Source organism: Euzebya pacifica (assembly GCF_003344865.1).
In the GTDB taxonomy this organism is placed as follows: Bacteria; Actinomycetota; Nitriliruptoria; order Euzebyales; family Euzebyaceae; genus Euzebya; species Euzebya pacifica.
Map to the genome: position 1 here is coordinate 3,845,211 of NZ_CP031165.1, position 11,957 is coordinate 3,857,167.

10 protein-coding genes are annotated in these 11,957 nt (G+C 70.3%); all 10 read right to left on the reverse strand.

From position 1 onward, the window contains the following. Positions 1-3: 3 nt before the first annotated feature. Complete coding sequence (locus DVS28_RS16485) at positions 4-927, reverse strand: S8 family serine peptidase (protein ID WP_114592430.1); 924 nt, start codon at positions 925-927, stop codon at positions 4-6. Continuing rightward, positions 927-1,484: a GAF domain-containing protein gene (locus DVS28_RS16490; RefSeq protein ID WP_114592431.1), complete on the reverse strand. Its 558-nt coding sequence runs from the start codon at positions 1,482-1,484 to the stop codon at positions 927-929. The genes DVS28_RS16485 and DVS28_RS16490 overlap by 1 nt, the downstream gene beginning before the upstream one ends. Before the next feature lie 10 nt (positions 1,485-1,494). After that, positions 1,495-2,061, reverse strand: coding sequence for a CGNR zinc finger domain-containing protein (locus DVS28_RS16495; RefSeq protein WP_114592432.1), 567 nt, complete (start codon positions 2,059-2,061; stop codon positions 1,495-1,497). A 52-nt stretch (positions 2,062-2,113) separates the two neighbouring features. Next, positions 2,114-2,836, reverse strand: coding sequence for a 4-hydroxy-tetrahydrodipicolinate reductase (gene dapB, locus DVS28_RS16500; RefSeq protein ID WP_114594230.1), 723 nt, complete (start codon positions 2,834-2,836; stop codon positions 2,114-2,116). Positions 2,837-2,858: 22 nt separating this feature from the next. After that, the gene (gene cysS / locus DVS28_RS16505) at positions 2,859-4,319 is read right to left on the reverse strand and encodes a cysteine--tRNA ligase (RefSeq protein WP_114592433.1); all 1,461 of its coding nucleotides are present in this window, start codon (positions 4,317-4,319) and stop codon (positions 2,859-2,861) included. A gap of 232 nt (positions 4,320-4,551) precedes the next feature. Then, entirely contained in the window at positions 4,552-5,187 is a 636-nt protein-coding gene (locus tag DVS28_RS16510; RefSeq protein WP_114592434.1) for a LysE family translocator, read from the reverse strand. A 42-nt stretch (positions 5,188-5,229) separates the two neighbouring features. Continuing rightward, positions 5,230-6,510, reverse strand: a complete 1,281-nt coding sequence (locus DVS28_RS16515; protein ID WP_114592435.1) for a M16 family metallopeptidase — start codon at positions 6,508-6,510, stop codon at positions 5,230-5,232. A gap of 20 nt (positions 6,511-6,530) precedes the next feature. Beyond that, a complete protein-coding gene (locus DVS28_RS16520) occupies positions 6,531-8,966 on the reverse strand; it encodes a polyribonucleotide nucleotidyltransferase (RefSeq protein WP_114592436.1) in 2,436 nt (811 codons plus the stop codon). Positions 8,967-9,311: 345 nt separating this feature from the next. Next, complete coding sequence (gene rpsO / locus DVS28_RS16525; protein WP_114592437.1) at positions 9,312-9,584, reverse strand: 30S ribosomal protein S15; 273 nt, start codon at positions 9,582-9,584, stop codon at positions 9,312-9,314. A 213-nt stretch (positions 9,585-9,797) separates the two neighbouring features. Continuing rightward, entirely contained in the window at positions 9,798-11,870 is a 2,073-nt protein-coding gene (locus DVS28_RS16530) for a cell wall-binding repeat-containing protein (RefSeq protein WP_164710652.1), read from the reverse strand. Between the last annotated feature and the right edge of the window lie 87 nt (positions 11,871-11,957).

Below are 11,957 nucleotides of genomic sequence, written 5' to 3' on the forward strand. Positions count from 1 at the left end.
CCGTCACCGACCCCGGGCCTCCGCCGCGCGCATCTGCGCGAGGTCGAACACCCCCGACGCCCGTGCCGACAGGCCCGGGCGGGGCCGCAGGGACCCCGGCCGGCTGGGCGCCTCCTGCACGTTGGCTGCGGTGGCCCACAGGATCGTCTTGACCTGGAACGGCCGCAGCCCGGGGTGCTTGGAGAGGATGCGGGCCGCCATGCCGGCGATGTGCGGGGCGGCGTAGGAGTTGCCGGTCCCCGTGATCCGCTGACCGCCCCTCCACGCAACGTCGACATCGACGCCGCGAGCCAGGAACTCCGTCGGCGGGTCGGGGTTGAAGTGGAAGCGTTCGGGATCCTCGGTGGTGTTGCACGCCACGCTGACCACGCTGGACAACAACGACGGCCAGGACGGGCGCTGCACGTTGTTGGCCGCCGTGACCACCAGGGAGCCGGCGAAGTAGGCCCGGTCGCAGACCTCGTGGAACGGCAGGGCCCAGTCCTCCCGGGTGGTCCCGAGCGACAGGTTGATGACGTCGAATCCCTGCTCGACGCACCAGGCCAGGCCGCGGAGGAACACCGCGGCTTTGCCCGCAAGCCCCTCGCCGAGCACCTTCACGCTGGTGACCCGGGCCCCCGGTGCCAGGTCGTGCACGATGCCGGCGCAGGCCGTGCCGTGGCCGAAGGCGTCGCGATGCGCGCCCCTGACCTCCTCGATCTCGCCGTCGGGGCCGAGCCGCAGGGCCACCCCCTCCTCGACGTCCACACACCCCTCCAGCGCCGGGTGGTCGGCGTCGACACCGCTGTCCACGATCGCCACCCGCACGCCGCTGCCGTCGGCCCCTCCCCAGGCCCACTCCGGCGTGATCCCGCCGAGCCTGATGGCGTCGGGCAACCGCATCACCGAGGAGTCCTTGGCCCAGGCCGGGATGTCGGAGCGGGACATCAGCGGACCAGCGCCTCGATGATCGTGGCGACGGTGGCGTAGCGGCTGGGGTCGACCTCGGCCAGCCGTCGGAGCTCGGCAGCGATCTCCGCGGGTTCGGGCACGTCGGCCAGTGCCCCGAGGCGGGCGTCGGTCAGCGCGGCCGAGGCGACGGTCGCGTGCAGCATCGCCTGCTCGGTGTCGGCGACGTCGAACAGGCCGTCGTGGGGGTCGATCAGCTCGAGCACACCAACGATGCGGCTGCCCCCGTCGACGGGCACGGCAAGGACGGCGGAGGGGTTGTGACCCAGCAGGCTGGCGGTCCCCTCCCCCAGCCTCGGGTCGGCGGAGTCCGCGGACAGCGCGAGCGGTTGCCCCGATGCCGCGACGTAGCCGGCCACGCCCTCCCCTGCGGAGATGGGTTCGCCCACGACGTCCCAGCCGAGCGCGCCGGCGCTGGCCGCGACGCGCATGACCCGTCCCTCGATGGCGAGCAGCAGGCCGTGGGAGGCGCCGGTGCCCCGGGTCGCGGCCTCCACGATCGCGGTCAGGACGGGATCGACCCTGGTGCGTGCCATGGCGGTGAGCCTACGTCGGCCGGTCGTCGACGTCGTGGATGGGCCCACTCGCACGCGCTCGGTGGGCGCGCACCTTCGCGCGGTTGCCGCAGCGCGACATGCTGCACCATCGACGGCGGCCGGGACGCGAGGTGTCGAGGAAGACCAGGTCGCAGTCCTCGGCGGCACAGCGGCGAACCCGATCGTGGTCGGCATCGGTGACCAGCAGCACGGCGTCGCGCGCCACCGTGGCCAGGACCTGGCCGTGGCTGACCTCGATCGGCCAGCCCCGGGCCCCACCGGCGCCGACCTGCGGCGCGAGGTCGGGCTGGTCGGCGAGCCGGTTCAGCCGGGCGATGTCACCGATGGACGGTGCACCGCCGACGACCAGCATGGCGGCGATGCGGCTGACGGCGTCGTGCAGGGTCTGGGCGTCGCGGCGTTCGTCGTCGACCAACGGAAGGAGGTCGCGGACCTGCAGGTGCGTCCGAGCCCAGCCCGACAGGTCCTCGGGGTCCTCGGGGGCGTCGAGGTACTGCAGGCAGAGGGTTCCCGCGTCGAAGTCGCGCGGGACGTCGCTGCTGCCGACGGGGGCCACGTAACCAGACTAAGCGGTGTCGCCCTCGGGCCCACGTATGTGGGACGTGGGCTCAGCTGTCGAACAGCAGGTGCTCCAGGCCCACCGTCAGGCCCGGGCGACGCGGAACCTCCTTGACGGCCAGCAGGACGCCGGGCATGAAGGACGTGCGGTCGATGGAGTCGTGGCGGATGGTCAGCGTCTGCCCCAGCCCGCCGAACACGACCTCCTGGTGTGCCACGAGTCCCGGCAGCCGGACGGAGTGCACGGGGATGTCCTCGGTGACCTGTCCCCTCGCCGGGTGCCCGTCTGGGCCCGGCACGTCGATGGCCTGCTGTCGGCCCTCGGCGATCAGCTTGGCGGTGCGCAGGGCCGTCCCGCTGGGGGCGTCGACCTTGCGGTCGTGGTGGGACTCGATGATCTCCACGTGCGGCATGTGGGCGGCCACCTGGCGGGACAGCTCCATCATCAGCACCGCACCGATGGCGAAGTTGGGGGCGACGACGGCGTTCGCGGGCCCGGTGAGCGCGCGGAGCTGGTCGAGGTCGTCGTCGGTCAGGCCAGTCGTGCCCACGACGGCGTGCACGCCGGCCTTGAGCAGCCACGCGGTGTTGGTCCGCACCGAGTCGGGGTGGGTGAAGTCCACACAGACGTCGGCGCCGGCGTCGATGATGGCCTCGCGGCTGTCGTCGGCGTCGAGCGCGGCGACGAGCTCGACCTCGGGGTCCTCCCGCACCGCATCGCACACCGTGGCCCCCATCCGACCGAGGGCTCCGAGGACCGCTACGCGCAACATGTGGTCAACCATAGATGCCGCCTCACTGGCGCCGGCGCCACGTCGACCCGTCGGCGCCGTCGAGCAGCTCCACACCGAGCTCGGCGAGCTGGTCGCGGATCTCGTCGGCCCGTCCCCAGTCCTTGTCGGCGCGGGCCCGGTCCCGGTCGGCCACCAGCGCGTCGATGGCGTCGGTGTCGAGGTCGTCGTCGGCGTCGCCGGCGGGTCGCTGGACCTCATCGGTGGTGAGGGACGTCAGGCCAAGGCCAAGGAGGCTCTCGACGGCCTGCAGGAGGACCCGACGGTCCGCGTCGTCCAGGTCGTCGTCGCGGACGACCGCGTGCAGCTCGGCCAGGACCTTGGGGGTGTTGAGGTCGTTGGAGATGGCGTCGTGCATGCGCGCGAGGTAGCCCCTCCCCTCCTCGGTGGCAATCGCCTCGGCCGCCTGCTCGTGGGTGATCAGGTCGGTGGAGATGCCCTCGGGGATGCGGCCGAGCAGCCGCAGGAGCGCGGTGCGTGCGGCGTCCATCGCCTCGTCACCGAAGCCCAGCTGCTGGCGGTAGGTCGAGCCGAGCAGGAGGTAGCGGTAGACCCGCGGGTGGTAGCCCTGCTGGATCAGGTCCTCCACCAGCAGGGTGCGCCCGGCGGACTTCGACATCTTCTCGTCGCCGAAGAGCACGAACTCGTTGTGCATCCAGGTGGGCACCCAGTCGCTGGCGTCCTCGGTACCGAGGAACGCCTTGCTCTGGGCGATCTCGTTGGTGTGGTGCACGGGGATGTGGTCGACGCCGCCGGTGTGGATGTCGAACTGGTTGCCCAGGTACTCCATGCTCATCACCGAGCACTCGAGGTGCCAGCCGGGTGCGCCGACGCCCCACGGCGAGTCCCACTCCATCTGCCGCTTGACGTCGTCGGGGCTGGACCGCCACACGGCGAAGTCGGTCGGGTTCCGCTTGCCCTCGACCGCCTCGACCCGGGCGCCCTCGCGAAGGCCCTCGATGTCCAGGCCGGCCAGCTCGCCGTAGCCGGTGACGGTCGTGGAGTCGAAGTACAGGCCGCTCGGGGCGGGGTAGGTGTGCCCGTCGGCCTGGAGCTTCTCGCCGAACGCGATCATCTGGTCGATGTGGTCGGTCGCCCGCGGCGCCTCGCTCGGCGGGAGGATCCCCAGCCGGTCGATGTCGGTGAAGAAGGCGTCGGTGTAGTGGGCGGCGATCTCCCAGATCGACCGTTCCTCACGGGCCGCGGCGACCTCGAGCTTGTCCTCGCCCTCGTCGGCGTCGGAGACCAGGTGGCCGACGTCGGTGATGTTGACGACCTGGGTGACGTCGTAGCCGTGCCACAGCAGCGCCCGACGCAGCGTGTCGGAGAACACGTAGGCACGCATGTTGCCGATGTGGGCGTAGGCGTAGACCGTCGGCCCGCAGGTGTACATGCCGACCGTGCCGGGCTGGAGCGGCGTGAACGCCTCCAGCGTGCGGGTCAACGTGTTGAAGAGCTTGAGCATCGGGTCTGGCCCCGTGGGTGGTCGCGGTCGTCGAACTGGCCGGGCAATGGTACGGGCCGTCGCGCGCCAGCTCCCACCGCCGGGTGCGTTGCACGTCCCGAGCGGAGGACCGACGCGCACACCCTCCACGCTCGTGTGCGATCCACGGCCTCAGGGGCTGGGCAACGCACACCTCGGCCGACCCTGTGCGACTCCAACGCCCTCAGGGGGTGGGCAACGCACACGCCGGTGGTCAGTCGGTCGTCGTGCCGGTGGCCACGGTGCCGAACCCGAGGGCGATGTAGGTGCCGCCGGTGACCCACTTGCTGGCCCGGGCCGCTCGCCTGAAGCGACCGAGCGCGCGGCCGACGCCGCCCGAGGCCAGGGCGTACACGCCGTCGGTCACCATGCCGAGCAGCAGGAACATCAGCCCCAGCAGGACCAGCTGCGGGGCCAGCGCACCACGATCGGGGTCGGCGAACTGGGGGAGGAAGGCCAGGAAGAACACCGCGGTCTTGGGGTTGAGGACGTTGACGACGGCCCCCTGCCAGAACACCCGCCGCAGGGAGGTGACGCGTGCCGCATCGACGTGGACCGCGTCGTCGTCGGCCCGGAGCCGGCGGATTCCGAGCCACACCAGGTACAGCGCCCCGGCCCACTTGACCGTGGTGAACGCCGTCGCCGAGGCCGCAAGGATCGCCGACAGGCCGACCGCCGCGGCCACGACGTGACCGACGGTGCCCAGGTGGATGCCGGCCACGCTGACCAGCGCCGCCACCCTCCCCTGGTCGATGCCTCGAGCGACGATGTACAGCACGGACGGACCGGGGATCACCAGCAGCGCCAGCGACGCGGCGAGGAACAGTCCGATGCGATCAGGATCGATCATCCCGACAGTCTAGGCGCGTTCCCGGACTCCCGGTCACCTTGGTCAGGCGACGGCGGCCAGGTCGTCGGCGTCGAGGGGACCGACGGCGGCGATCGTCTGGGGGCCACCGAGCAGGACCTCGGCGACCTCGGCCACCTCGTCAGCCGTGACGGCCTCGATGGCGGCCATGATCTCGTCCAGGCCCAGCAGGGGTGTGCCCGTCGTCATGGCGCGACCCATCCGGGTCATCCGGCTGGAGGTGTCCTCCAGCGCGAGGATGGTCGAGCCGGTCAGGTACCCCTTGGCCTGCAGGAGCTCCTCGGCAGTCATGCCGCCGGTCCGCATCTTCTCCAGCTCGGCCCGGACGACCTCGACGGTCTCCACGGCCTTGCCGGGGGCAGTCCCGACGTACACGGCGTAGGTGCCGCTGTCGGCGTACATGGCGGGGTAGCTGTAGACGCTGTAGGCCAGGCCGCGCCGTTCGCGGACCTCCTGGAACAGCCGGCTGGCCATCCCTCCCCCGAGCGCCTGGTTGAGCACGCTCATGGCCCAACGACGGTCGTCGCCGCGCTGCAGCCCCGATCCGCCGAGAACCAGGTGGGCCTGCTCGGTCGGTCGACGGTGGACCCGCAGCGGCTCGATCGGCGCAGCGGTCGGCTGCACCGTCTCGACCTCGCTCTGGAAGCCGGGTTCGTAACCACCGAGGGCCTCGTCGACCAGCTTGACCAGGTCGTCGTGCACGACGTTGCCGGCCACGGCCACGGTGATGACGTCGGTGGTGTACCGCGCCTTCCACCAGCCAGCGACCTCGTCACGGGACATCGCGGTCATGGAGGCCTCGGACCCGAGGATCTCCTTGCCCAGCGGATGGTCGCCGTAGAACGCCTGGGCGAACTCCGAGTGCACCAGGTCGTCGGGCGCGTCGAGGTGCATGCGGATCTCCTCCAGCACCACGTCGCGTTCGTTCTCCACCTCGTGCGGTTCGACGACCGAGGCGGTCAGCATGTCGCCGAGCACGTCCACCGCCCGGACCAGGTCGCGGTCCAGGCAGCGGGCGTAGTAGGCGGTGTATTCCTTCGTGGTGAAGGCGTTCATGTCGCCCCCGACCGCGTCGAGGACCTGCGCGATCTCCAGCGCCGAACGCCGCCCCGTCCCCTTGAACAACAGGTGTTCGAGGAAATGGGTGGCGCCTTCCAGGGGGGGCTGCTCGTGTCGCGAGCCGACCCCCACCCAGAAACCGACGCTGATGCTGCGCACCCCCGGCATGTGCTCGCTGACCACCCTGATCCCGTTGGGGAGGGTGGTCAGGCGAACACCGTCGGGGATCCTGACGCCTTCAACCACGGTGTCGGATCCCTGCCGTACTAGGAGCGACGACGGCGACGACGACGGCCTTCGCCGTCCTCGGACCCACCGTCACGGCTGCGGGTGCGCGTGCGCTCCCGGCCACCGTCGCTGTCGCCACCACGCTCGCGGCTGCGACCACGGTCGCCACCCTCGGCGCGGGGCTCGGCCGGCTTCTCCTCCGCGCGGGTCTCCGCAGCGCGGGTCTCCGGCTGCGCCTCGACCTCGACGTCGTCATCGTCGTCGTCGGCGGCACCAGCCGTCGGCTCCTCGATGATGGCCAGGGAGAACTTGTTGCCGTTCTTCACCTCGCGGACCTCGACCCACAGCTTGTCACCGACGCTGACGGCTTCGTCCGCGTGGTCCAGGCGCTTGTTGCCGCCCAGCTGGGAGATGTGCAGCAGGCCGTCTGCACCCGGGGTCAGGTTGACGAAGGCGCCGAAGTCGACGGTCTTGACGACCGTGCCGTAGTAGCGCTCGCCCTCCTGCGGGACGACGGGGTTGGCGATCGCACGGATGCGGGCCAGGGCCATGTCGGCCGAGGGACCGTCGGCGGCGTAGATGCGCACCACACCGCGACCGGCGTCGTCCTCGACGTCGATGTTGGCGCCGGTCTCCTCGGTGATCTCGCGGATGATCTTGCCCTTCGGGCCGATGACCTCGCCGATCTTGTCCTGCGGGATGTACTCGACGTGCACCTTCGGCGCGTACTTGTTCATCTCCTTGCGGGGCTCGGAGATGCAGTCCGTGATGACGTCCAGGATCTCCATCCGGGCGTCCTTGGCCTGGTTCAGCGCGTCGGCCAGGACCTGGGCGGGGATACCCGACAGCTTGGTGTCCAGCTGCAGGGCGGTCACGAAGTCCGCGGTACCGGCGACCTTGAAGTCCATGTCGCCGAAGGCGTCCTCGGCTCCCTGGATGTCGGTGAGGGTCGTGTACTTGCCGTCCTCGGAGATGAGGCCCATCGCGATACCGGCCACGGGGGCGTGGATCGGGATACCGGCGTCCATCAGGGACAGGGTCGAGGCGCAGACCGAGGCCATGGAGGTCGAGCCGTTGGAGGACACGACCTCGCTGACCAGGCGCATGGCGTAGGGCAGGACCTCGGTGGAGGGCACGACGGGCAGGAGTGCCCGCTCGGCCAGCGCACCGTGACCGATCTCACGACGCTTCGGACCGCGCATGAAGCCGGTCTCGCCGACGGAGAACGGCGGGAAGTTGTAGTGGTGGATGTACCGCTTCTCGGTGTTCGGGTCGATGGTGTCCAGGCGCTGGGCGTCACGCATCATGCCGAGCGTCAGGATGTTCAGGACCTGGGTCTCACCGCGGGTGAAGATGCCCGAGCCGTGCGCGCGGGGCAGGACGCCGACCTCGGCGGACAGGGCGCGGAGGTCAGCCGGGCCACGGCCGTCGATGCGGACGCCGTCGTTGACGACGCGGCGACGGATGAGGGTCTTCTCGAGGGAGCGGTAGGCGTTCTTGGCCTGCTTCTCCAGCTCGTCGTCGGCGACGTCGACGTCACCGGCGTTGGCGAACACGTAGTCGATCGCCTGGTCACGCAGCTCCGCGATGGCGTCGCCGCGCTGCTTCTTGTCCATCCGGTCGTCGACCAGGATGCGGCCGAGCTCCTTGGCGGTGGCCTTCTCCACGGCGTCGTAGACGCGGGAGTCGTAGGCGGCGAACAGCGGGAAGTCGCGAGCCTCGGCCTTCGGGGCCTTGCCGGCGAAGTCCACCTGCAGGGCACACAGCTGCTTGAGGTAGCCCTTGGCCTCCTCCAGCGCCTTGCCGAGGACTTCCTCGGTCGGCTTGACCGCACCCATCTCGATCTTGGTGACCGCGTCCTCGGTGGCCTCGGCCTCGACCATGAGGACGTCGACCTCACCGGAGTCGGGGTTCAGGCGACCGGCGACGACGAGGTCGAACACGCCCTCTTCGTCCATCCACTCGAAGGTGGGGAAGACCGTCCAGTTGCCGTCGCGGTCCATACCCATGCGGACACCGGCGACCGGGCCGTCGAAGGGGATGCCGGCCAGCATCGTGGCAGCCGAGGCGCCGTTGATGGCCAGGACGTCCGGCGGGTTGGACTGGTCCGCGGACAGCGTGGTGATGAGGATCTGGATCTCGTTGCGCAGGCCGTCGTGGAACGTCGGCCGCATGGGGCGGTCGACGAGGCGGCAGGTCAGGATCGCGTTCTCGCTGGGGCGTCCCTCGCGCTTGAAGAAGGAGCCCGGGATGCGACCCGCGGCGTACATCTTCTCCTCGAAGTCCACCGTCAGGGGGAAGAAGTCGAGGTGGTCCTTGGGCGCACGGCTGCCGGTCGAGGTGACCAGCAGGATCGTCTCGCCGAGGTGGCAGACGACAGAGCCGCCGGCCTGGCCGGCAAGCTTGCCGGACTCCATGGTGATCTCGACGCCGCCGACAGTGGCAGACGCGGAGTAGGTACCGAGCTTCGTCATGTGGTGTTGCCTTTCGTCCCGCGTTGGTTCCTTCTACGCACGCCTATCGGTGCGCCGCGGGGTTGGTTGGTGAAGCACGAGACGACTGCCCTGTCAGGGGGCGGATCTCCAGCCCCGGTTCCCAGTGGTCACACGCCAGAGTCCTGGAGGTACAGGCGGGCTGGCGGGTGGCCACTGACAACCGAGAGCGCTTCGGTGCCCGAGGATGGGGCGATCGTCTCGCAGGTCGTATGCAGTTGTGAGGTGCACCCGTGGGTGCGATGCCGTCGGGATCCCGGGCACGTCGTGCCGAGAAAATCGACGAACGGCGCCGGCCCCGAAGGGTCCCGGCGCCGTCGAGGCGTGCTAGCGGCGCAGTCCCAGCCGCTGGATCAGCGAGCGGTAACGCTCGATGTCCTTGCGCTGGAGGTAGCCGAGGAGGTTCCTCCTCTGACCGACCAGCATCAGCAGGCCGCGTCGGGAGTGGTGGTCCTTCGCGTGGGTCTTGAGGTGAGCGGTCAGGTGGTTGATCCGACCGGTCAGCAACGCGATCTGCACCTCGGGGGAGCCGGTGTCACCCTCGTGGGTGGCGTACTCCTTGAGGATCTCTTCCTTGTTGGGCAGGGGTGCCTTGGGCATCTGTGATTGCTCCTCGTCGTGGTCGTGTCCCGCCGGGTGGGCTGCGCTCATCGCAGTCCGGGGTACCTGGCCGAGCGTCGGAGCCGACGCCGTCCTGGCCCTCCTGGGATCACCCGCCGTGCCGGTGAGAAACACCGAACGGGCACGAGATGATCGCCACCGAATGGTGACTAGCGACGGAGTATAGCGAGAAGCCCGTCGCTGACCACCGTCCTACGGGCGGACGGTCGGTCCACCCACGAGGTCGAATCCGGACGGCAGGGGCAGGCTCGCCACGGATCCGTCGCCCGTGTTGACGACCCGTACCTCGCTTCCGGCATGCCAGGCCACCAGGGTGCCGGATCCGTCGGTTGCGATTCGACCGCCTGCCGCGCCGTCGCCGGCGTCGTCCACGAGCACGGTCGTGTCACCGCTGGCGGCGTCCACGCCCACGAGGGACACGCCGTCGTCGGTGTCGGCCAGGACGAGGACGGTGGAACCGTCGGGCGTCCACACGGGTGTGCTGTTGACGTCGAGGCCGTCGACCTCCACGACATCTCCATCGGGCCACGGGGCGATGCGCAGCACGCCGATGTTGGCGATCGTGTCGACGATGGCGATGTCTCCGGACTGGCTGGGGTCCCACGCCGCCCCGATGACCTGCGCACCCGCACGGCGCTGGACCTGCGGACCGGGGTTGTCTCCGGCAGCAACCCTCGAGAGGTCCATGACCAGCTCCTGTCCTCCCGTGAGGTACAGGGTCCCCGAGATGCCCGGGTGGACATCCGCCTCGGCCTGGAGTGGGTGGTGGTTGCGGGCCTGGTGGGACGCCTGCACCGATCCGCCCGGCCCGGCCCCGCTCTGGGCAGCACCACCGATGGCATCCTGCAACAGGAAGCCGTCGTTGAAGCTGACGTAGCTGCCGCCGTTGACGTTGTCGCCGGCATCGATGCCGGCGCTGTCGTCGCCATAGGGCCGCGGGTCGGTGCCGTTGGTCAGCTGCAACGTCTCGCCCAGCAGCTGGTACACGCCGTCGTCGTCGAGCCCCGGACGTTGGGCGAGCATCACGGCACGTTCACCGGCGGCGTGGAAGTCCACGTCCGTGCAGTACTGGTCGATACAGGGATAGGCGAGCCCGCCCCCGCTGCCGTCGAACTGTGCCCCCCACAGCATCGATGCCTCCTCGTTGGCCACGGTGTAGAGGATCGTTCCGGGCGGAACGGGCATGCGAACTGCTGGCGTGAAGCCGATCTCGACGCGGCCGGCGTCGCACACCTGCGACGTGACCGCACACGACATGGCCACCGGACCGGGTGCCAGGTAGTCCACCGTGGCCGGCGGCAACGAGTCGACGTTGCCCAGCACCACCGGCGCCGGCGCCCCCTCACGCGCACCCGAATCAGGATCCACCGCCCCACCCTCGGCCTGCGCCGCCGCACCGAACCCGGCCGCCCACGCATCCTCCGAGAACCCATCCACCAGGATGATCCGCTCCACATCAGCCACCGCCCCCAGGCCACGCGCATCAGCGATCGCCAACGCCGTCGCCGCACGATCCGCCCCCGACACCCGCGTCACCGACATCCCCATGGCAACCAACGCGTCCTCCACCGCCTGCCCGACCGCCGCGGTCCCACCAACGATGTTGACCGACGTGATCCCCGACCCCGCCAGGTAGTCACGCGTCGAGGTCGTCAGCTGATCGGTCTGGGTCAACAACACCGGCCACCCCTCCGCCGCAGCCCACCCACCAGCAGCCAACGTGTCAGCGAATCCGCTGGACGGGTTGCCCTCCACCCCACCCGCACGCGCCAGGATCGCCGTCGTCGCCGACGGCCGCTCACGCGCCACCTCGATCGCCGTCTCGATCCGCGTCGGTCCCGACAACCGCGACACCGACAAGCCCTCACCAGCCAGCTCGTCGACCACCGCCGCAGACACCGCCGACTCACCGCCCAGCACCACCGCCTCCGTTGCCCCGAGACGCCGGATCTCCGCCGTCGTCTGCGCCGGCACCGGCCCGTCGGTGGGCACCAACAACAACGGCCCCTCGTCCTGCAGCACCCCCGACGCCAACGAGTCCGCGAACACGTCCTCCCGCCCGATCAGCACCCGCTGCGCGCCCTCGTCGGGAAACGTCACCCGCGACAGCTCCACCGTCACATCCACGTTCGGCATCGAGGACTCCCCCAGCCCCACCGCGATCGTGTCCGCAGGAAACGGCCCCTCCTCCCCCGCCACCACCGGGACGACCCCCACCAGCGCCAGCACACACGCCACGACGACCAACAGCATCCAACGCTTCACCACGGACTCCTCACCACGACCATCCAGATGTGGTGAGGCTAGGAACCCCCGCTAACCAACCGCTAACGAGCGAGCCGGGAACCCGAC